Source organism: Hymenobacter sp. BT491, from assembly GCF_014349165.1.
Classification (GTDB): Bacteria; Bacteroidota; Bacteroidia; order Cytophagales; family Hymenobacteraceae; genus Hymenobacter; species Hymenobacter jejuensis.
The window spans coordinates 595,615-615,616 of sequence record NZ_JACSJJ010000001.1 but is presented as its reverse complement, the minus strand read 5'-3'; the positions used below and the strand labels follow the sequence as shown (position 1 = coordinate 615,616).

Annotated in this window: 21 protein-coding genes; 2 read left to right on the top strand and 19 right to left on the bottom strand. The window is 55.9% G+C overall.

Features of this window, described 5'->3' with window-relative positions; all coding sequences use genetic code 11:
- Nucleotides 1-57: 57 nt before the first annotated feature.
- From H9I52_RS02635 to H9I52_RS02625, 3 genes are all read right to left on the bottom strand, one after another.
- Complete coding sequence (locus H9I52_RS02635; protein ID WP_187452534.1) at nt 58-1,068, bottom strand: hypothetical protein; 1,011 nt, start codon at nt 1,066-1,068, stop codon at nt 58-60.
- 52 nt (nt 1,069-1,120) lie between these two features.
- Complete coding sequence (locus tag H9I52_RS02630) at nt 1,121-2,494, bottom strand: S49 family peptidase (protein ID WP_187452533.1); 1,374 nt, start codon at nt 2,492-2,494, stop codon at nt 1,121-1,123.
- 110 nt (nt 2,495-2,604) lie between these two features.
- A complete protein-coding gene (locus H9I52_RS02625; RefSeq protein ID WP_187452532.1) occupies nt 2,605-3,105 on the bottom strand; it encodes a hypothetical protein in 501 nt (166 codons plus the stop codon).
- A 373-nt stretch (nt 3,106-3,478) separates the two neighbouring features.
- On the opposite strand from H9I52_RS02625, the gene H9I52_RS02620 reads away from it, so the two are divergent.
- Nucleotides 3,479-4,675 (top strand): acyltransferase family protein, encoded by a 1,197-nt coding sequence (locus H9I52_RS02620; RefSeq protein WP_187452531.1) that lies wholly within the window; start codon nt 3,479-3,481, stop codon nt 4,673-4,675.
- 58 nt (nt 4,676-4,733) lie between these two features.
- Here H9I52_RS02620 and H9I52_RS02615 read toward each other — a convergent pair whose 3' ends face one another.
- From H9I52_RS02615 to H9I52_RS02540, 16 genes are all read right to left on the bottom strand, one after another.
- The gene (locus H9I52_RS02615) at nt 4,734-9,089 is read right to left on the bottom strand and encodes a hypothetical protein (protein ID WP_187452530.1); all 4,356 of its coding nucleotides are present in this window, start codon (nt 9,087-9,089) and stop codon (nt 4,734-4,736) included.
- 10 nt (nt 9,090-9,099) lie between these two features.
- Entirely contained in the window at nt 9,100-9,759 is a 660-nt protein-coding gene (locus tag H9I52_RS02610) for a hypothetical protein (protein ID WP_187452529.1), read from the bottom strand.
- On the bottom strand, nt 9,752-10,249 hold the full coding sequence (locus tag H9I52_RS02605) for a hypothetical protein (RefSeq protein ID WP_187452528.1): 498 nt from the start codon (nt 10,247-10,249) through the stop codon (nt 9,752-9,754). The genes H9I52_RS02610 and H9I52_RS02605 overlap by 8 nt, the downstream gene beginning before the upstream one ends.
- Before the next feature lie 811 nt (nt 10,250-11,060).
- The gene (dnaG, locus tag H9I52_RS02600; protein WP_187452527.1) at nt 11,061-14,621 is read right to left on the bottom strand and encodes a DNA primase; all 3,561 of its coding nucleotides are present in this window, start codon (nt 14,619-14,621) and stop codon (nt 11,061-11,063) included.
- Between the two features lie 13 nt (nt 14,622-14,634).
- On the bottom strand, nt 14,635-14,943 hold the full coding sequence (locus H9I52_RS02595; protein WP_187452526.1) for a hypothetical protein: 309 nt from the start codon (nt 14,941-14,943) through the stop codon (nt 14,635-14,637).
- Nucleotides 14,936-15,235 carry a hypothetical protein gene (locus tag H9I52_RS02590; RefSeq protein ID WP_187452525.1) on the bottom strand — a complete coding sequence of 100 codons (300 nt, stop codon included), beginning with the start codon at nt 15,233-15,235 and terminating at the stop codon, nt 14,936-14,938. The genes H9I52_RS02595 and H9I52_RS02590 overlap by 8 nt, the downstream gene beginning before the upstream one ends.
- Before the next feature lie 4 nt (nt 15,236-15,239).
- Nucleotides 15,240-15,641, bottom strand: coding sequence for a hypothetical protein (locus H9I52_RS02585; protein ID WP_187452524.1), 402 nt, complete (start codon nt 15,639-15,641; stop codon nt 15,240-15,242).
- On the bottom strand, nt 15,642-15,932 hold the full coding sequence (locus H9I52_RS02580; RefSeq protein WP_187452523.1) for a hypothetical protein: 291 nt from the start codon (nt 15,930-15,932) through the stop codon (nt 15,642-15,644). It abuts the gene before it with no gap.
- Nucleotides 15,929-16,438, bottom strand: a complete 510-nt coding sequence (locus H9I52_RS02575; RefSeq protein ID WP_187452522.1) for a hypothetical protein — start codon at nt 16,436-16,438, stop codon at nt 15,929-15,931. Before H9I52_RS02575 ends, H9I52_RS02580 begins: the two co-directional genes overlap by 4 nt.
- Nucleotides 16,435-16,860, bottom strand: a complete 426-nt coding sequence (locus H9I52_RS02570; protein ID WP_187452521.1) for a hypothetical protein — start codon at nt 16,858-16,860, stop codon at nt 16,435-16,437. Before H9I52_RS02570 ends, H9I52_RS02575 begins: the two co-directional genes overlap by 4 nt.
- Nucleotides 16,853-17,203: a hypothetical protein gene (locus H9I52_RS02565; protein WP_187452520.1), complete on the bottom strand. Its 351-nt coding sequence runs from the start codon at nt 17,201-17,203 to the stop codon at nt 16,853-16,855. Before H9I52_RS02565 ends, H9I52_RS02570 begins: the two co-directional genes overlap by 8 nt.
- Nucleotides 17,204-17,212: 9 nt before the next feature.
- The gene (locus H9I52_RS02560) at nt 17,213-17,473 is read right to left on the bottom strand and encodes a hypothetical protein (protein WP_187452519.1); all 261 of its coding nucleotides are present in this window, start codon (nt 17,471-17,473) and stop codon (nt 17,213-17,215) included.
- 181 nt (nt 17,474-17,654) lie between these two features.
- On the bottom strand, nt 17,655-17,990 hold the full coding sequence (locus H9I52_RS02555) for a hypothetical protein (protein WP_187452518.1): 336 nt from the start codon (nt 17,988-17,990) through the stop codon (nt 17,655-17,657).
- Nucleotides 17,987-18,250: a hypothetical protein gene (locus tag H9I52_RS02550; RefSeq protein WP_187452517.1), complete on the bottom strand. Its 264-nt coding sequence runs from the start codon at nt 18,248-18,250 to the stop codon at nt 17,987-17,989. Before H9I52_RS02550 ends, H9I52_RS02555 begins: the two co-directional genes overlap by 4 nt.
- Nucleotides 18,251-18,263: 13 nt before the next feature.
- Nucleotides 18,264-18,650 carry a hypothetical protein gene (locus tag H9I52_RS02545; RefSeq protein ID WP_187452516.1) on the bottom strand — a complete coding sequence of 129 codons (387 nt, stop codon included), beginning with the start codon at nt 18,648-18,650 and terminating at the stop codon, nt 18,264-18,266.
- Between the two features lie 37 nt (nt 18,651-18,687).
- A complete protein-coding gene (locus tag H9I52_RS02540) occupies nt 18,688-18,957 on the bottom strand; it encodes a hypothetical protein (RefSeq protein ID WP_187452515.1) in 270 nt (89 codons plus the stop codon).
- Nucleotides 18,958-19,103: 146 nt separating this feature from the next.
- On the opposite strand from H9I52_RS02540, the gene H9I52_RS02535 reads away from it, so the two are divergent.
- Complete coding sequence (locus H9I52_RS02535) at nt 19,104-19,997, top strand: XRE family transcriptional regulator (RefSeq protein ID WP_187452514.1); 894 nt, start codon at nt 19,104-19,106, stop codon at nt 19,995-19,997.
- Nucleotides 19,998-20,002: the final 5 nt, after the last annotated feature.

Below are 20,002 nucleotides of genomic sequence, written 5' to 3'. Positions count from 1 at the left end.
ATGCTCTAAAATAAGCCCACCCCTCAGCTGAGGGGTGGGCAAGGTTCTCATTTCAGATTAGGGCTGAGCTACCAAGGCTGGCTGGCCATAGTACTCCTCGTTGGCACCGGCCGGGGCCAAGCCCGTCACGTTGCCCCCAATCACACCCGCAACAACCATCTGGTTAGTCCAGAACTGGACACCTTCCCACCACTCCATGAAAATCTTCACGTCGTAGTCCTGAGCCTGCACGTCGGTAATTACCGGCTCGTCGTTCAGGTCAATCAGACGCAGGAAGTTCTCGTCAGGAGTCGAGAAGATGAGGTCCGAGCCAGCCAGGCCGGGCAAGCCGATCAGTTCGCGGTTGCCCAGAATCGTGGTGTACCCTTTGTTTTCGGTGTAGCTGGGGTAAGCACCGTACTTTTTGAAGTAGTCAAGGCGGTAGCGCTCCAGGTTGCTGGTGCTCATGAAGATGCGCTTCAGCAGGGGCTTCAGTACTTCTGGCAGGGCCAACTCGAACTCGGTTACCTGATCCGTGATGTTGGCCACCGTGATGGCCTCCATTGGAATCTGGAACACCGGGTTTGCACTGTTGGCCTGCAGGCCCTGGCGGATGATTTCCTCCACGCCGTCCATAGACTTGCCAAACTCCTGGGGCTTGGTAGCATCATAGACGCCACGGCAGAGCAGTACTTCGCGGTCTTCTACCACTTTGGGCATCAACTGATCGTTGATGATGTACTTGGAGATGGGCATGTCCTGAGGCTTTTTGTTCTCCTCATAGAGGTGCGCCAACCAGCCTGCCTGGATATCGTCCGGACGCAGAGGGTAGTTCACCTTCTGGCGGTAGTTCTTCAGTTCGTTGACCTTGAATTTGGTCACGCCCAGCGGCGTCCAAACGGCCGAGAAAGCCTGCACTACATGGCCCGTAATGGCCTGCAGAGCGGGAAACTTGCCTTTAACGGAAGGCACCGTACGCATGAATTTGGCCGTCACCGACTTGCCATAGGCCATGCTGCGGATTTCCTTGTTGTTGGTGCGAGCGTAGGCACCTAGCTCAGCCTTTAATTGCGTCGCGTTAATCGACATAGTGGGGTAAGAATAAAAAGTGAATGAATTAGTCTAGCCTAGTAGCCGTGCCTTAACCGAGCAGAGCCGCAGCCTCCTGGTTATGTTCAGCGTTCGGATCGAAGTAAGAAGGAGCCTTGGCAGAAGCTTCCGTGTTGTCGCCGTCTTTCTTGGCAGCAGTGGTAGGGTTATCACCAGCCAAAGCACCGAGGCGCTCAACTTCTTTCTGCGAGTCGGCCAGTTCGCCTTCGAGCTTTGCCTTGGCGGAAGTCAACTGCGTTACCTGCTTTTCAGCAGCCTCGGCTTTGTTGCCTTTTTCTACCAAGGCGTTGTAGTTACCCTCGGTAATGAGGGCAGCCGTCGTGATGCCGGCGGCACGCAGCTCTTCGTTGGCTGCTGTGGCTTCTTCAGCCGTGATGGTGGTTTTGCCCGAAAGCGCTTCCAGCTTTGGGAATTTTGATTTTGCGCCGAATAGCGACATGGAATTGGGGTTAGAGGTTGAAAAAGAAAGTTTTTGAGAAATAGCAGTGGGGGGTGTAGGCGCGGCGATCGCCTGCGCAGCAGCCAGGTCCAGCGCGATCTGGATGGCATCCTGCATGGTGCCCATGGAATCGGCAATGCCTTTGGCCACCAGCGTTTCGCCCAGGTAGCACATGCCGCTGAGCACTTCAGCGCGCTCCTTTTCGCCGGTGGGCAGCTTATCGCCGCGATGCTCTTCGACTGTGCTCAGAAAGACCTCGTTCATCGGGTCGAGCAGCTGCGCACGCAGGGGCTCTGGATCACCAGCTGCAGCGGCTTCGAAGGCGGCGTTTTTGTTAGTCGATTTGGTAGCAGTAATCGAGCGGTGTACAACGCCCATTTTCTTGAAAAACTCGCTGTAGTCCTTGGTATCGAACTTGGTGCCGATGCTGCCCCCAATCGACGTGCGGCCGTTGGCCACGATGTGATCCGCTCCGCAAAAGCCCCAGACGCCTGCCGAGCACATCTGCACGGCCAGCACGACAAACGGCTTTTTGGTATTGGCCACGATGTTTGCAAACCGCTCCAAGCCTGCTACCGAGCCGCCTGGCGTGTTGACGTATGCCACGTGGGCTACGATGTTGGCGTGGTCGTCGGCCTCTTCGATACGCTGGCCCATCGTCCGGGTGCCGGCGCTAAAGCAGGTATCCTCCTCCATCATCACGCCTTCTACCGACATGATGTTCACACTACCGACGGGCATTTCGTCCAGGCTGCTGTAGCCTTCGAAGAACAGGCTGGTGGCGCTGCCTTGGATCGCGTGAAAGTTAGCGGAACCCGCATTTTCACTTTGCAGCTCCCGCCAGTCTTCTGCTTTGAAAGAGCCGTCTAATAAGGCAGCAACCAGGGGCAAATAAGCCTGGGTAGCCGATTCCTCCATGAGGAACTGACCACCCAGAATAGCACGTAGGATTGGACTGGTACGCATCGAATAGTATTGATCGATGCAAATGTGCCTGTAGCCCTGTTGGGCAGAAAGGACAAAAAAAAGCCCCACCCAAGGGTGAGGCTCAGCTTATTACTTGATAGTATATCGCTCTACTCTTTGCTTGCCCATTCCGGGTGAAGCTCTAAAATATATTTTCTGGCCGCCCAAACTACGGTGCCCATGATATACATGGGGGAAGTAGCATCGCTTTCATACAGATAGCGAAACTCCTCAAAGGCATTCTGCCCGCTTTCAATAAAGTACTCAACCGACGTACTAAAGCCAGGTATTACCTGTTTCATCGCCTCGTAATCCGGGTCACGGCTTACAAATTCGTCGCTATATCGGCTGATTGTGAGTTTGGTTTCGTCTGGTAGCGCATTGAAGAGCTCAACCAAGTTATGCGTCATCTTTTCCCCTGGGTTTAACCTACCTATTTGTTCCAGCAACAGGCATTTGAAGTACAATTCAAGGGTAAAGGCGCCCAACGACGCAATTGGGAACATCAGGGATTCATCATGGCGGCCGTGCGAAGCCGATAAGTTGTAAACCTTATTGAAGGACTCGGCATGATCAAAAATTTTGCGGGGCGAGGTGATGATTTTAGCCATAAAGGGACTGGTAAGGGTTTTGGTGAGGCGACAAATTGCAAAAAAGCCCCGCTGTTTCGGGCGGGGCCAATCTAACTGCGCCATTCGTATGCTTTATTACCTTTGGGCATGCGAAATAAACTTAGCACAGCAATCGTGATCGCAGCCTTTATCGGGCTGTTTGTGTGCTTGCTGCACGTTGTGCACAAGGCCCCTTCCAGCAAAACAGAACCGCACGCCGTATTCCCTCCTGAGTCGCTAAGCCAGCCGCATTCACGCTAAATCCGCTGGCGCTTGAGCACGGCGATGAGCTGGCAAAGGTTCGGATGATGATATCAATCTGGGCGTACCTTTGCCAGTCTGATACTCATCGACTTCGCAACGCTAGTGCTATATGCGCCTTCAAGAAACAGCTATTCTTACGCCTGCTAAGAACAAAGAACATTATCCGGCCTTAACCGGATTGCGTGCCGTTGCCGCGCTCATGGTGGTTTTCTTCCACATGGGAACGAGCGGCGGTTTGGATACAAAAGGGTTTTCGTCCCTCGCCAAGCACGGGCTGGAATTAGTGCGTCAGTGGCATCTGGGTGTAGTCGTCTTTTTCGTCTTGAGTGGTTTTTTGATTGCCACCAGATACGCGCAGAAAATAGAGTTGACGGGCCCTTGGCTGCGGCGCTACTTTCAAAACCGCTTTGCCCGCATTTACCCCATTTATTTCCTGCTCACCGCGTTCGCCTTTGGCATGATGTGGCTACGCCCACGGCACGCCTGGTACGAATGGCCTGACTATTACAATACCACGGACCAGATCCGTGTCTTCCTGCTGAACCTGACCTTGACGCGCTCTTTCTTTGTGGATTTGGGCACAATGGGGCTGCCTACCGCGTGGACATTAACGGTCGAAGAATGCTTTTACCTAAGCGCTCCGCTGCTGCTGCTGGGCCTGAAGCGCAACCTGCGCCTCATTATTCTATATCCCGTTCTGTTCCTGCTCTTGGGACTGGGTTTGGTGGCGGTTTGTTCCCGCTTTGTACCCGTGTACGGGCTGATGGGTGCCAACTGGTTTATGCTCACCTCTACTTTTTTCGGGCGCAGCACCGAGTTTATTCTGGGCATGGGCCTCGCGCTGTGGATGGCACGCCATCCTGTGCAGCGTTCATCCAGAGGGCTTTATACGTGGATAGGCTGCTTGGGCATCTTGTCAGTGCTCGTCGGCTTGGCCATCTTCAATCACTATCACCCTGTCAGCGGAACGCCTGAGTGGTCTACTGGGCAGATACTTGTTAACAACGTGGTGGCCCCGCTCTTTGTGTGTGCCTTGCTGCGAGGACTGGTGACGGAAACGACGGCCTTCAGCCGAGTGCTCTCTACTAAAACGGCAGACCTGCTCGGCAAAAGCTCCTACATCCTCTATCTGCTTCACTTGGGCACATTTGACACCTTGTTTCGCCAGCACGTATCCAACAACAACCTGGTGTGCCTAGTGGCCTACCTGCTCATTTCCATTGTGCTCTACAAGACCATTGAGCATCCTCTAAACCTGCGATTGCGAGCAAAGCCAGCTGCACCAAAACAAGCTGTTGCTGTTTAAAAAAAGCCCCGCCTTACCGGCGGGGCTTTTTTGTTGACTTGCTGATGCCTGGCAGCGTTTAGGCCGCATAAGCATAGCTTTCCCCACCGTACACACCGCCGGCCGGTACGGCGACATCAGCGTTGTTGACATCGATACTGGCCACGGGATAGTGGGTGTGAGAAAGTTGCACCGTCGAGGACGAAGCCACCGTGGTTGCAATTGGAAAACCTCCATACCCCCGCAAGGTGACGGACGCACCAACTGGCACGTTGCTGAGCGTAACCGTTTGGGCCTTGTACATAAGGATGCCACGCAGGCGGCAAGCGCCACCCGTAGCCACAAAGCCCATGCTACTGCCGCTGGTAAAGCTCGCATCGGTGGTATTGATCTGCAATTCGCCGTCGAGCCACGCTTTTAGGCTACTGCCTTGTTGCACGATTCGCAGGACGTGACGAATGCTTGATTGCGTCTTTTGCGTGGTAGTGGTACCCAACGAGGCGGCCAAGGAAGCCGAGACCCCTCCGACGGTTTTACTGCCCACCAACGATCCACCCGCTGCAACCTGAATGGCATAGTGATCGCCGTTGGCCTGCTGTCGCGGCTGAAACTGCACATAGCCTGGTGTGTTCACGTCATCGAATTCCAACGCGAACTCCGCCACGTAATCGCTATGCGCAAGCACGCGCTTCAGGTAGGGCGTCTCCGAGGTGACGGGCGGAGTCAGGACAACGTTGTCCTGGTACGTGCTGAAGTCGTTTACCAAGCGCATGGCTGCTTCTGAGCTGCCATTTCGCAGGCCCGATGTGCCAGCCGTCGCGTAGGCGCTGTCGCTGAACTGGTCGAGCTGACTGCCCCCGATAAAGAGCGAGAAAGAACTACCGCTCACGGCGACAGAAGCCGTGAAAGTGGCGCCGGTGGCCACGAGGCTGGTAGATATCGCCTTACTGATGCCAATCTGGCTGTACCCGGCGCCTGTTTTCTTGTAAAAACTGTAGCGCAGCACGCCTTCCAGGTCGCGGCTGAAGTCGAGCATGTAAAAGCTGCTGCCGCTGGTGTAGCGCCAGATCAGCCCCACGCCGCCCCCTGTTCCGATGCTGAGCGTTGCCTTCACCGTGCCGTTCAGCCACGAAACGGCGTCGTTGACCATGACGGCGTTGTTCCCGGCTAGGGTGCCCAGATCGCACTGGTTGTTAACAATGGCAAAGGCATTGGTGCCTTCCACCAGTCTCCAGGAGCCTCCCAACGGCCCGTCGGCGCGATCAAACGAGTCGATTAGAATATTGCCTGTGGGTACAAAGGTCCCTGACTGCGCCCCAGCGGGCGTAACTACCACATTGTCGACAAGCCTTCTCCCTACACCCGGGTCACCACTGCGAAGGCCAAAAGCACCTGGCCCTGTGTACGTTGCATCGGTAAATTCTCCGATTTGCGTGGTGCCGCTGAAGACGGTATAGGTAGTGCCCGAAATCACGAGCTTCAGGGCCACCGCCCCTCCAATCGGCAGCAGGGCTCGATTAACGGCCGTGCCGGTGCCGATTTCTATGTAAGTGCCTGTAGGGGTGCCGTTGTCAACTTTCTTGTAGAAGTGAATGCTGCCCGTCGTATCCGAGGCCGGACCGGGGGAAAACCCAATGAAGTAAAATTCCTTGGGCCCGCTGTAGCGAAAAACTACGCCTACGCCGCAGGAATCATCAATGAGCGTATCCAGCGTAATGGTCCCGTCCGTGAAGGTTGCGCCGGGGACCACCATCACGTCGCTGTTCGGCGTGGTTTCCATCACCAGCTGCGTGCCGTTGACGGTAAATGGCCGGCCTTCTACTTGTACCCACTCGGCACCGAGCGCGGCCCGGTTGAAGTTGTCGGACCATGTTCCAGCGGCCGTTTGCCCGTTGAAGCGCAAGGCAAGCCGCGAGGGCTCCAACATATTGTAGCGCAATTTGCGCCCCATGTGAATGTCGGGAAACGCGGGACCGAACGGATCGCAGTCGTAGGTGTAGGGCAAATACCCCTCGTCGCTGATGTAAGGCTGACCATCCGCCTTGTAGAACGGGCTGGGAATGCCCAGCGTGGACTGTCCGTGCAGCAGGTTGGCCTTCTGGAAAACCCGGTGGTTGGCAAAATTCCAGCTCGTCAGCGATTCGGACAGGACGTAGGCATTGGAATCGGTACTTCCGAGGGACAGGCTGCCTTCATTTAAGAGCATAAGCCACATCGGAAAACCAAAGCCCAGGTACTGCAAGACCTTCGGGTTTTCGGGCACCCGTGGGTTCACGTCGGCGTCGGCAAACAAGGGCGTTCCGGTACGGGTGAAGGGGCCCAGGGGGGTATCGCCGATCGACACACCAATGTTGAGCGTGTTGTTGGTGCGGGACGCGGAGTAGAAATCGTAGTACTTGTTGTTGTAGGGCACCACGCTGGCGCAATACGCACAGAACGCGTCAAAAAGGCCGCTGGCTTGCAGTTCCAGATCGTTGCGCACGTACGTCCAACCGGTGGTTTGCGGGCCGCTGGCCGTTACCGGAAGAATCCAGATGTCACTGGTGTAGCTGGGGTTGGGAATGCGCCCGAGTTCCGTTGGGTAAGATGGCCCGAGGCCTTTCATGGAATACAAGCAGTAGACGTCGCCGAGGGGGGACGTTTTCCACCGAGCCATGAACAACATGTCGCGGCACTGGGGCTCTGCCCCGCTGCCGTTGGTGCGAGGGCCGATGCTGGTTGGCCCCAGCTTTTGCCAAGTGAGGCCGCGGTTCGTGCTTTTGGCCAGTTGGATTCGCCATTCGTTGCCCGTGTAGGCCGGATCGGTCGAAGCGCTGCCGTCACCTGCTCCGTAGAACATAAACCAGGTCTCGATGCCCGCGATCGTTTCGATGTACAGGTGGCCTTCGCGCACCCCACCGAAGTCGCTTGATCCTGCCGCACCCGCGGAAAGGGCGGCAATAGCAGACGGTGCGAACGCAATCAAAGCGGGCGAATCCTCGCTGGTCCACTCCGGCGAATGGCTCCACTCTGCCAGCGTGCCGTCCGCTTTCACCAACAACCCTGAGGTTTGGCGTGTGGCCGTGCCAACCGGCGTTGCGGGTTTGGCTGCGATGGCCGGGCTATACGCAACAAGGCTCTCGTTATAGCCCGTAGAAGCGGCCCGCTTGAAGCGCCACTCCTGCGGATCATGCGCCAAATCATCTACGATGAGGCTGCCCGTGTATTCGACAAAGGCGCCGCCTTGGTAGCTGTAGAGCAGGACACCGCCCAAATCGTGTGTAGCAGTAAGTCTGCGCGTGGCACTCAGGTACACCACAACTGGCGCAGCCGGCGTTACGTTCTGCGAAGCTATCACGAACACTGCCGGATCGGACACACTTACGGCATCCTTCGTATCGGTGGCGATGGCCTTGGCGTAGTAGCTGCCCTCGGCCGGGGAAGCCCATGTGGTGATGTATTGCGTATCGCCGGGCACGGAAGGTCCAAAGGTTTGCACCACGGCATTCGTTTGGGCATCGTATACTTTGATATAGATGCTCTTCACCCCATCGCTATCGGCCGCAATGGCCGTCAATTTCTGACCACCTACAACTGCTGAAGCCGAGACAGTTACAACAGGCGAAGTATTGGCAGTAGGAGGAGCTACAACAATTCCTGTAAAAGAGGAGGCATTGGTAGCAAATGGCCCAGCCGGGCGGCTCCCCGAAGCGGCCACGCGGAAGCCCACTTCTCCTACACCCAGTGGGCCTTCCAGGCCCTTCAGATAAACGCGGCCATTTTGCAGGTAGGCATTGGCGGCTGTGAGCGGTACCGTACCCGAAATATTCGGAAAGCCATAACCTTCGTATTCTGCCAAGTTCGGAAAGCCCGCAACCAGCAACGCGCTGAAGGTATTGGACACGTCATCAACCTGTGCATCGGCGGGCTTGCCAGGCATCTGACTTGGCAGAATCTGGCTGAGCATGGTCAGCACATACGCCACAAAGGCTTCTTCCGTATCGAGCGCCTGCGTCGTGCCGTATTGCCCCATTGGCACCTTCGTCCAGGCCTCGGCTGCCAGAAGGTTAGTAAGCACCTGCTGGGAAATGGTAGCCGTAGAACTTATGCCCGTTCCCTGCAGCACCTGCACCGCCGCAGGCACCTCCAGCATAATTTCCCAGTAGGCATTGTTGACGGTGGGTATCGCCGAAGCATTGAACGACGATTTCGCCCGGGCCAGTCGCTGGTTGGTGACCAGGTAGAAATTGTCTTTCTCGACTGGTTGCGGCTGCTGAGCCGTGCCCGTAAAGGCAAAAAGGCGATTCGCGGACGTACCACCTGGTACAATCACATCGCTCAGAAAAGTCTGGGCAATGTCGTCTTTAAAGTCCCGGAACGTCGCCTCGGTGATATTCTGATATTCGTTATCAGCAAATATGGATTCGTATTTAGCGGCGAATTCCGCTCTGGTCATAGCCATAAGGTTATTGGATGGTAAAAGCCACGCGGAAGCCGCTTCGGATAATGACTGTTTTGCCCACCGGCACTGTGGCCATGAGCACGCCGCGCCGATCACGCAGTTCGATGCTGCCGCCCTGCCCCTGCTGCAGCACCAAGCCGCCGTCCACGCCGTGCTCGCTTACCACCCAATAGCCGAAATAGGCCCGCGCGCGGCGCGTGGTGTCGGTGGCGAAGGTGAAGCTGGTTTGGTTGCGGGAAGTAGCGGAGCCGGCATCGAGCACTTCAGACCAGGTGAGCGGCTCGTCGAGGCTGCCCACCAGCCATACCTGGCCATTGGCGTCGCGGTAGAGCACCACGTACAGGTGTCCTTGCATGGCTTCGAGGCCTGCCGCCAGGCCGCTGGTGTTCTTGGCCAGCACGCCGGTTAGTTTGGGCTGAAACCAGTCGCCGCTGCGGTCGTTTTTGCCGGGCTGCTGGTAGCGGATGGAATCCTGCACGGCGACGACCTGGTACCAGGTGGCGCCGGCACGCAGCTGCACGTCTTCGAACAGGATGGGCGCGTCCGAGTCGGGAATGTGCTGCACCTGTTCCACCGGCACGTACCAGCAGGCTTCGATGCCGCCCAGGTTGTCGCCGATGGACTGCTCCAGGTTGCGCAGCTCGTAGGGAGAAAGGTCAGACACGAACGGCAGCAGTTAGGGCCTTCGCGGACGAAGGACAATTCGGAATAGAAAAAGCCTGTTTAAGGCTGTTTTGTAGGGCTTTGCGCCGGCGGTAATAGGCTTTGGTCAGCGCGTCCGGGCTAAAGTCCTCGTCGGTGAAGCCGTAGAGGTCCATGAAATCGCGTGCGTACTTCTTGGTTTCGACCTGCACACTGTACTTGCGCAGCACCTGCAGGCAGTTGATGAACTCCTCCTCGATCATGTCTTCGATCTGGCGGTTGAAGTCGTGGATGCCCTGAGAGGTCAGGTGGCGACAGCCGTCGAGCCAACTCATCTGGGGCGAAATGACGACGCTGAACTTGGCCGGATACTGCGCTACCGTGTCGTATTGGCGGTCCTGCTTCGGCGTCCGGAGCAAATGATAAAGGATGCGCCCCACTTGGCCGCGCTTGCTGAGCCGGTAAGGCTCCTTGCCTTCCAAATCCAGCTTCTTAAGGAGGAATTTGAGCACTGCCGGACGGCAGGCTACAGTCAACGTAAAGGCGGGTGGGGTAATCGTTTTTCTATTCGTTCCCATTTTGGACAATACTACCGAATAGGGCCCGCTCTACAGAGGACAATTCGGAATACAAAATATCAGAATTATACAGCTTTAGGCAAGCTGACCGCAGGGCGTTGATCAGGCTAAAAGCCAACTAAAACGCGCTTATAACTAACTGTGCTAAGATAATACCATTAAATCTGTTATAAATAGATTATTGAATAATTTATATCTATTACTGATAGAGTAACTGTTTATCACTTTTTAAAGGCCACCCGTTTGCGTGGACGGGCCGTTTTCAGCCGGTAGTTAGCCCGGGCCGTTTTTTGCGCTGAATGCCACTTTTAAAAAACACCCCTGAAATCGCCTGGGTGTGTTTCCCGGTTTCCCGGTTTCCCGCCAGCAGCTAACTACGCTGATACTCAGCACCAACTTTCCGGGAAACATTTCCCGGATTTTCGAAAACGCATTTCCCGGAAGGGTTTTTACTGCTGTTTCACAGAGTCCGCTGCCACCTCTATTTCCCGGTGTTTCCCGGTATTTCCCCTCTATTTCCCGGTTTTTCCCGCCAAATAATAGGATAATAGATACGTATTATACTTTATAACTACTTATTACTAAATACATTACCTATCTCTGTTTTTGCATACCGGGAAACGGGAAATAGAAAAGAGGTTATACCCTCTTATCTGCAAGCTCACTTTTCGCCAAACCGCCCAAAGCCAAAAAAAGGGGGCCGCGTGGCCCCCTTTTCAAATTAGACTATTTCCCGTTCTCCCGTTTAAAAGGGTGTTTTGAGCGTAAGGCGTTCCCAATCGCTGCTGAAGTCCACTGCCAGGCGATGGCGGCTGCCGGCGTAGTTCTTCAGGTACTCCACAAATTGCGCTTGCGTGAGCTGGGGCGCTTTGCCCACATTGAACCGCCGCAGCAGTTCGTGCACCGTGTAGTTGCCCATGCGTTGCTCGTCGATGAACTCGCGGATTAGCTCAGGTGTGGTGCCAGGCGTCAAGGCGACGGTGGTGGCGGCCTTCAGGCTCGGATCGTCGGCCGCTTCCATGTCGTCCAGTGCGATCGAAGTCGGGAATTCAATGCCGGCATCGCGCATCAAATCGTAGTTGAACACCATGGCGCTGGTCTCGTTGCCCTTCATGTGCTCGAACATCACGCCGCGCTTGGCGTCGCGCACGAAAAAGCGGCTTTGCTTGAGGTAGGTGCGCACCGTAGCCGAGGACAGGCCCACCACTTCGCTTTGGCGCCGGGCCTCGCTCTGGTAGAGGCCATCGACCATGCGCACCCGCAAAAAGAGCTTGGTCACGCCGTCCGTTTCGCGCTGTAGCTTGTAGTGCATGCCTTCCTGGATTTCGCCCCGGATGATGAGCGTGATCAGCACCTGGAAGTACTGCTCCACGTCGTCGGTGCTGGCCTGGATCATCCGCTGCAGGTTGATGCGCGACACCATCAGCTTCAGCATCTCCTCATAAGTAAAGGGAAACTCCAGCCCGGCTTCCATCAGCAGCTTCACCGGCGTGAGCAGGCTGACCACGTTTAGGGCTGTGCGCTCCTCGGGCTGTTCCCCCAGCAGCTCTTCGCACTTCTCGCGCACTTCGCGGCTCACCTCGGGCGCCCGCTTGCGGTAGGCCAGAATGTAGTCGCGGTAGCCAATCACTTCGCTGGTAACCGACGTGAGCAGGCCTTCTTCATTCAACTCCGAAAGCCGGTGGTACGCCTGGCTGTCGTTTTGCCGCAACAACTCTTCACTGTACTCGCACAGGATGCAGCGCGAAAGCAGCGCGGGGTCTTTCGTCGGCAGGTCCTGCCCGCATACCATGGCCGCCGAACGCACCTTGTACGACTTGGTTTCATTGCCACCCGTCGCGCGGCCCTGGGTCTTGCTCATTCCACCGGCAATACCCTTGAGCGTGCCGATCATCTGCATCGAGAGGTGGTTCTTGTATTCGTCGAAAAACAGCAGGCCGTTGCTCATGATGTCGAGCAGACGCTGCATGGCGGTGGTGGTGAGGCCACCTTCCAAGTTCTGGGGTTTATCGAGCTCCTTACCGAACATCACGGCCAGCTTGCCGGCAGCCTGCGTTTTACCCACGCCCCGGGGGCCGTAGTTGAAGAGCAGCGGGAAGTAGCTGTTGTTGGCCTTGAAGACGATGTCGCGGAAAATGGCGGCCACGTAAAAGGCAATCATCACGCGGCCGTTGTCGCCGTAGGCCTTGAGCAGCAGCTGGCTCCAGTCAGCAAACGTGAGGCCTGGCTTCTGGTCGTGGAAGTAGCGGTGGTGCTGTTCAAAACGGTCATCGTCCTCGGCAAACAGCTTGAGCTTCGAGGCAAACGGCAGGTAGTAGTAGCGCAGCTCCTGCACCCGCCCCTGCTCCAGCATCTGCACCAGGTTCTCCTCGCCCATTTGCTCGATGAAGGATTTGTTGGACTGCAGGACGTGGCGCTGGCCTGCTACTTCCACGTGCGATTCGGGGGCCAGGGCCCGCACGTCGTCGAGTGCTGCCAGCGTGCGGGGCAGCTGCACGATGCCGTACTTGTCGGCCTCGACGAACTGCTTGTTGTGCAGCAATCCGTTGGCCCAGGTGGTGAAGCCGCCGGTGTTGTGGTAGCCCATGTAGTTGATGGCCTCGGCTTCCGGGGCTTCGTCGAACTTGCGGTACTTGATCTGGTTCAGGTGGTCGTCGCTGCCTTCCCAGATGAAGTTGCCGAGGCGGGCAACGGTCTTCTTAAAGCCCGTCGCGGCCGAGAAGTCGTCGGTGCTCACGGCCGCCACGCGGGTTTTGCCCTTCATGTTGGTGAAGCGGCACACCCACTTCGAGTCTTCCTTGCCGCCCACGAAATAGAGCACGTTGATTGTAAAGCCGCAAATGCGCACTTCCCGAACCGATTTGCTCCCGCCTTCAATCGTGTAGTAGCAGTTGTTTTTCTCGAAAAACTTGAACGTGCTGATTTCGTCGCGCTCCTCCTCGTCCAGATTTTCCAGCACCCGTTTGGCTACGTCTTCCGTCCGTTTGACGGGCTTCACGTGCTTTTTGAAATCGGGCCAGGCCTCGGCCACGCTGCTGTGGTAAGAACCTCGCAGCATGTCGTTCGGGATCTTCTCGATCACGGCACCGATGCGCTGCATGGCCTGTGCCTTTTCGTGGGGTCCCAGGTCCGAATCCTGCAGGCATTCGGCCAGCAGGTAGCTCGTCACGTAGTCGCGGCGCGTGGCCACCCATTCGTCTACATCTTTGGGTGTGTGGCACTTACGCCGTAAAAATTCATCGGCGTCGGTTTTGGTGTCCTTCTTGGTGGCCACCGGCACCAACACTTCCACGCGAAAGCCGGCTTCAATCAGCAACTCGCTGCTTTTGTGCAGGGCGGCCAGCCCGGCTTTGTCGGTATCGGGCACTACCACTACGTGGCTGGTGTAACGCTTGAGCAGCTTAATCTGGTTTTCCGTCAGGGCGGTACCGCAGCTGGCTACCGTGTTGGTCAGCCCTTTTTCGTGCATCTGCTGCACGTCCAGGTTGCCTTCGACCAGGTACGCAAACTTGAGCCGGCGAATCGCTTTATCGGCGATGTCCAGGCCGTAAAGGTGGTCGCCTTTGGTCCACACCGAATCCGGGCTGTTCACGTACTTGCCCGGCTTGTATTTGGCATCCGCAGTGGGCTCGGTTTGCAGGCGGCCGGTGAAGGCCACTACGCGGCCCCGGGCGTCGCAGATGGGCAGCATCACCCGATCCTGAAAGAAATCGAAGTACTGGGGCGTGGCCACGCCTTCGGGTTGGTGTTTGCGCACCAGGCCCGCTTGCTCCAGCACCTCGGCCGAGAAGCCCTGGCGAAGTGCATCCTCGTAAAAGCGGCGTGGGGCGGCCGGGGCGTAGCCGTCGCGGAAGGTTTGCAGCGTGCCCGGGCTGAGTTTGCGCATCTTGATGAAGTCCGTGGGCAGGTCGTTGGCCAGAAACCACGAAGCCGCAAACTCCAAGGCGATCAAAACCGCTTCGCGCTGCAGCCGCTCCTGCTGGCTTTGCTGAGCCTGAGCCGGGTCTTCTACCTCCATTTCGATACCGATGCTGTTTTCGGTGGCCAGCTCCTTCACCGCTTCCGGGAACGTGAGCCGGCGGTACTGCATCACGAACTGCACCACGTCGCCGGCGGCGCCGCACCCGAAGCACTTATAGATTTGCCGCCGGTCGTTGACGGTAAACGACGGTGAGTTTTCGTCGTGGAAGGGGCAGCAGGCTTCGTGCTTGTTGCCCTTGGTTTTTAACGCAGGCAAGTAGCGGCGCACCACATCCAGAATGTTGAGGCTCTTTACTTTCTGCACGGTTGAGTCTGAGATAAGCATGGTAACGGCGGGTTTATAGGTCGAGGCGCAGCGTAGTGTAACTGTGTTCCGTACCGTATTTGCGATTTTTGATATGGGTTGGGCGGTCGTAATTCAAGTGGCAACGCTGGCACAGGGCCGCCAGGTTTTTAAAGCGGTTGTTGTTGCGATCGCGGTCCAGGTGGGCCACCGTGAGGATCACTTTGGAGCCCGTAACCGGGTGTGGCTGGTGGTTTTCGGCTTGGCACCACTCGCACTTGTTGCCAGCCCGGCGGAACCGGATCAGGCGGCTGATCAGGTTCCATTTCGGATGGTAGCGGCCATAGTTGAAGTACCTACTCATCCTCTTCCTGAACTTCGAAATCTCTGGCGTCGTAGTTCGGGCTTACCTGAATGCCGCAGTAGAGCTTTTTGGGCAGTGGGTTGTCAATCAAGCCCACGTAGCCCACACCTTCAATCATGCTCTGGTGGTCACCCCATACGCGAAGTTGCGCTACGGCGTAGCTCACCATATCCACCGCATTGCCGTCACTAATCACCTCATTGTAAGCCTCTAAGGCCTCTTTGAATTCGGGTGAATTCTCGTCGTACTGCACCTCGATTTCCGCAGATACTAGTATGGTCAGCTTTTTCATTAGGCTAGTAGCGTAAGTCGGTCCAGCACACGAGCTGCCCAGTGAAGGGTTTTTTGAATTTGAGGCCGTGGTTTTCGCGGAAGAATCGGAGCAGCTGCGCGAAATCGTCAAAGCCATCTGTACAGGCCAGTACTTGGCACTCCAGCGGTGTGAGCAGCCGGCCGTCGATCATGATGGTGGGCTGTTTCGCCGGTCCCAAGTAGCGTTCCCCAGGAAGGCTAATGGTGATTTCCTGCACCACCTTGGCCACGCCATCGGGCCGAATCTTGGCCATCGACTTTTGGCGCACATTCTGGTAGAACTGGATGCTTGTGCCCACCTTCCAGCGATTGCCCTTGCGAATCGAGTGGGGCTTCGTGCCGTCTGCTACAGACGGCACGAAAGCGTTTTTAAAGCCGAGGATCATTTAGTGGATTTCGCTGGGTTGTGGATTATTAGAGTCCTTGAAAGGGCCAACCCAAACGGCCTTGCTGCCATCTTCCGGCTTGATTTTTATCTCGAAAGAAGGCCAGCACAACCGGGGGCTGCCGTCTTCAGGTGGGCTCATCTTTTCAATAACACCAGTCCCATAGCGCCAAGCCTGGATGATGCCTTTGACAGTGCGGCGCTTTTTGGGATTGCGGCCATAACGCACCTCGATCTCAGTGCCTACTAACTTTTCCGCTACACAGGGCTTTGATTCTACTTCGTTACTCATGACGCCATATTTTCTAGAGTTCTGATTTCCTGCTCATTGAGCCCGATGTAAGGGCCAACTACTGCCGTCTCGCCTTCAGCCTGAGCCGCTTCGCTCCAATTCTGCTGTGCTTCTTCAGCCGTAAGCTGATTCATGGGCTTGCCAGAGTCTGCATCGACTAATGCGCCGGCTGTAAACCCATAGCAGGCCGCCAGAAAAACACCTTTGTCATCCGCTTTGCGGAGTTCATTTACCACTTCCCACACCGCGGCAGCCTCGTTTTCGGCGTAATCCGCGGCTTCCGCTGCTTTTCCTTTGGCAAACGTGTTGCGAATCCACTTTTCGGAGTTGTCCAAATAGGTGCCCATGTCGTTGATGCGCTTTTTGGGCAGCCCGCCGACACGCCCAATGAGCATGTCGGCTTGCATTTTGGCAGCGTGCAAGAGCACCATTAACTGCCGAACCTCTTCATCAACAGTCCATTGCGGCTCGGCTGGCTTGATGTATTTAGGAGCGTGCTTTTTCATTCTGCTTGCCCTCCTTTCTGCTTGAATTCAGCCCAATCCATGCCCAAGTAAAAGGCATCGTTGGCATCTGGCATTTCGATGAGGAAGTGGGTATAGTCTTTCTTTTCCTCGCGACGGAGAATCTTGGCATAACCGCCGAGAACACTGACTCTAGCGTAATCATCTGCCACCTTAAGAAAGGCCTCCACGTCTGACGTGTTGATACTCAAATCAAATTGAAAGGGCAGTTTGACGTGGCCATGCACCTGTGTCAATAGCTTCGTCTGACGCTCCAGTGCATCCGCGATGCGGAGTTGTGCACCAACCTGCAGGGCCTCTAAATTGAGCTTGGCGCCTTGGTCGTCGTATGCGTACAGTGCCGGACGACCGACTTGACTAGCTTGGCGGCTGTATTCTTGAAGGCTTTTGAGTTGCTCAGCCATTGTTTTGGTCTCCTTTCTGCTCACCCAATTGCTGCCATTGCTGCATTTCGAGGTAAGCGGGTTTGTTGAATAGTTTGATGAACCAGTCCGCTTGCTCCCGCGTGGTCATGCCGCCGAAGCGCATGGTGGTGAGCTTGCGTAGCTGGGCTACTTCGCTGGCCAGTTCGTTGTCGATGGTCTCGATCATCTGCTGGTCGTCTTCAGGATTGCCGAGGTCGGGCGTAGCCAGGGTGCGCACCTGCTCTTGCCGGTGGCACGTGATGCTGAAAATCAGCCGCTCCAGCTTGGTGAGCTTGGGCTGAATGGCCCGCTGGGGCGTAGTGGTGAGCGTGGTAGTTGACATGGAAAAGGGTTAGATAAGAGGTGGTAGAGAGGCGAAAAGCATGAGCAGGTAATCGGAGAGGAAAGCCTTTTCGGCATCGTCGATGATGTCCTGGATTTCCCTGTAGTGAGCTTCCCAGACATCGGCGTGGCCGTGCTCGTAGTAGTTCATCTTCTGTTCGTTGAGCTTGGCCTGCTGCGACTTCTGGTAGTAGTAGATTCTCAGCAGCATTTGCCCTTTTTGCTCCAGTGGGCAGTCCTTCAGGAGCGTGGAAATGTTGGTGTGGTTCATTTCCCGATGAATACTAAGAGTGGCACCAAGCCCAGGGCGCGGACTTCAAAAGGAAGTACAACCAACGCACTGACACTCAACATTATAAGGTAAAAGTCAAACCTCTTGAAAGAGTCCAAAGGCTTGGAAAAGGCAATAGGAAGGCGCTTTCTCATAGGATAAAGAAGTAGAGGTGGAATAATCAGTAAGAATCAGTTGCCGAAAGGGGCGGAAGGGAGGCCTGGAAAGCAGGTTGCTGGGCCAGCGCAATGGGTTCAGCGGGAAAGTGGCGCACCAGCTGGTGCAGGTCGTCGAGGTCCTGTAGCCCGTCGAAGGTGATCAGCTCCAGCACCACCATCCAGATGCTGCTGGCCTCAGATACCCACGCCGAGTAGCACCCGTTGGCCTCCCTGAATACGACATCGAGAAGCCCGTCTGGACGCTGGCGTTTGGTTACCCGGGCCGTCGTGCGGCGGAAGCCGAGCTTGAGCCAGGTCAGGTAATCGGGCTCGTAGGTGGTAGCGGTCTGCGTGCTCATGCCACTACCTTCATGCGGGGTTGAAGGGCCTTTTCCCGACGGCGTGCTTCGTCAGCCAACACCCAGCGGGTTTCGTCGGCCAGTTCAGGGTTCTGGCTGTCGATTTCCTCCTTGCGCCGCTCCAGCTCGTCGAAGGGCACCAACGCCACAATCGGAGGCGGCAGCAATTCGGTGCGCACGTGCACCAACTGCCTGGTGTTGATTTTGCCCGTATGCAGGTCGTCTGGGGCAGTAAAGTGAAGTTGTAGAAGGGCTTCCATCACGGTACCAGGCTTAGGCCGCCAACAGGCGGGATGCAACCATCGGTACCACGCGGCCTTCCTGGCGTTCCAGTTGCAGGGCCTCGGCATACACGTCCACTTCCAACTCGCGCAGATAGACTGGCAGCATCGGGACGAACAGTACCTCGCGGCTTAGTTCGTCAGGAAACAGCAGGTGTTCACGCTCAGTAGCTGGCTTTTGGCGACCGTGCACGTAGGCGGTTACGCCCATCACGCGGCGGTGCGCTGTGTAGAGCAGCCGGTAGCCTAGTACCTGGTGCTCATCGCCGGCTTGTAAATCATCGACCGACGTGGCCACGTGCAGCACGTCGTGGGGGCGGAAGCCCTCGGCCAGTAGAGCGGTGCCACCGGCCAGTAAAGAAATTGTAGGGGTACGCATTAGATAAGAAGTGGTAGTTGGTAAATGGGGCGGGGTGTTAAGCCTGAAGCGTCTTGGCCTTCAGGTATTCTGCATTGAGTTCTTCTTCTCGTTGCCGACGGGCTTTCTCTTGTTTAGCCAGCTTCAAAGCCAAGGGCCAAACCGGGTGCGTCGTGCGGGCTTTGCTCACCACGTCGCTGATAACTGAGTCGGAATAAGCCCGCTGTTTCTTCTTGGTCAGCTGCTCCTGAATGCTCTTCAGGTAGTTGGCTGGCATTAGGTCTCGCACGGCCAAAGGGGCGATGTCGATGGTAGCTAAAGCGGTCATGGGAAAAGTGCGTTTCTGTTTTTCCTACCTTCGCTATTCAGGAATTTTCCGGAATAGATCGGGAATGACCAAATGTACTACACTAATAAGAGAATAGATTCACTCAATCTCTTATTAGTGGTTTAACAATTCGCAACTAGCTGATAATGACCACGAAAAAATCCATTAATACAAGGTTAAAGGAACTCCGTGTTCACCTTCAGCTGGATCAAAAAGAGATGGCCCGGCAGTTTGGCAAGTCGGTTCAAGCGTGGAGTGCCCTGGAAACCGGCCGGAATAAGCTGACTGAGGAGACAATTCTGCTTTTGGTGGAAAAATTTAATGTGAATCCGCAGTGGCTGCTTCTCCAGCAAGGGCCGATGCTATTGTCAATGGATTCCGTGCCCTCCCAGGTAGAAGAGCCATCTGTTACCCTCCAGCAATCTGGTAATCAGATCATCACGGTCACGGTTGATTCTGCTGGCAACGAGAACATCACGCAGGTCAGCACAAGGGCTCGCGCTGGCTATGTCGCCGGCGGTTTTCTGGAGCCGGAATACCTGAAAGACCTACCTGCTTTTTCGCTGCCAGGTACGCGCTTCCGCAATGGCACTTTTCGGGCATTTGAAATTGCAGGCGATTCCATGACCAACGTGCTGTATGCCGGCGATTTGGTGATTGCGCAAAAGCTCTATAACTGGGCTACCGAAATACGCGAAGGGTACGTGCACATCGTCGTTACTCGGGATGACATTCTGGTTAAGCGGGTGCTTAATCGGCTCGAAGACAGTGGCCACCTGGTACTGAAAAGTGAGAACCTGGCTTTCCCTACTCAGTTGCTCGAAGGAGAAGAAGTATTGGAAGTATGGCTGGCCAAGGCCAAGCTTTCGTCGCAATTCATCAACAGCCGCTACGACGTGGTGCATGAGCTATTCGAAACCCAGGCCAACCTCGCAGAATTAGCCGCTGAGTTTGACGATTTAAAAAAGGCAGTGGCCAGCAAGCTGGGGGTTCCAGCGCGTGAGCTAGGTGCGAAAAAGAATTCTCGCAAAATCAAATAAGCACG

Coding starts and splice junctions, on each gene's coding strand:
- H9I52_RS02570 (WP_187452521.1), bottom strand. CDS start 16,860: ATGGCTGAGCAACTCAAAAGCCTTCAAGAATACAGCCGCCAAGCTAGT.
- H9I52_RS02635 (WP_187452534.1), bottom strand. CDS start 1,068: ATGTCGATTAACGCGACGCAATTAAAGGCTGAGCTAGGTGCCTACGCT.
- H9I52_RS02615 (WP_187452530.1), bottom strand. CDS start 9,089: ATGACCAGAGCGGAATTCGCCGCTAAATACGAATCCATATTTGCTGAT.
- dnaG (WP_187452527.1), bottom strand. CDS start 14,621: ATGCTTATCTCAGACTCAACCGTGCAGAAAGTAAAGAGCCTCAACATT.
- H9I52_RS02545 (WP_187452516.1), bottom strand. CDS start 18,650: ATGCGTACCCCTACAATTTCTTTACTGGCCGGTGGCACCGCTCTACTG.
- H9I52_RS02560 (WP_187452519.1), bottom strand. CDS start 17,473: ATGAACCACACCAACATTTCCACGCTCCTGAAGGACTGCCCACTGGAG.
- H9I52_RS02535 (WP_187452514.1), top strand. CDS start 19,104: ATGACCACGAAAAAATCCATTAATACAAGGTTAAAGGAACTCCGTGTT.
- H9I52_RS02625 (WP_187452532.1), bottom strand. CDS start 3,105: ATGGCTAAAATCATCACCTCGCCCCGCAAAATTTTTGATCATGCCGAG.
- H9I52_RS02590 (WP_187452525.1), bottom strand. CDS start 15,235: ATGAAAAAGCTGACCATACTAGTATCTGCGGAAATCGAGGTGCAGTAC.
- H9I52_RS02585 (WP_187452524.1), bottom strand. CDS start 15,641: ATGATCCTCGGCTTTAAAAACGCTTTCGTGCCGTCTGTAGCAGACGGC.
- H9I52_RS02620 (WP_187452531.1), top strand. CDS start 3,479: ATGCGCCTTCAAGAAACAGCTATTCTTACGCCTGCTAAGAACAAAGAA.
- H9I52_RS02580 (WP_187452523.1), bottom strand. CDS start 15,932: ATGAGTAACGAAGTAGAATCAAAGCCCTGTGTAGCGGAAAAGTTAGTA.
- H9I52_RS02595 (WP_187452526.1), bottom strand. CDS start 14,943: ATGAGTAGGTACTTCAACTATGGCCGCTACCATCCGAAATGGAACCTG.
- H9I52_RS02630 (WP_187452533.1), bottom strand. CDS start 2,494: ATGCGTACCAGTCCAATCCTACGTGCTATTCTGGGTGGTCAGTTCCTC.
- H9I52_RS02565 (WP_187452520.1), bottom strand. CDS start 17,203: ATGTCAACTACCACGCTCACCACTACGCCCCAGCGGGCCATTCAGCCC.
- H9I52_RS02550 (WP_187452517.1), bottom strand. CDS start 18,250: ATGGAAGCCCTTCTACAACTTCACTTTACTGCCCCAGACGACCTGCAT.
- H9I52_RS02555 (WP_187452518.1), bottom strand. CDS start 17,990: ATGAGCACGCAGACCGCTACCACCTACGAGCCCGATTACCTGACCTGG.
- H9I52_RS02540 (WP_187452515.1), bottom strand. CDS start 18,957: ATGACCGCTTTAGCTACCATCGACATCGCCCCTTTGGCCGTGCGAGAC.
- H9I52_RS02575 (WP_187452522.1), bottom strand. CDS start 16,438: ATGAAAAAGCACGCTCCTAAATACATCAAGCCAGCCGAGCCGCAATGG.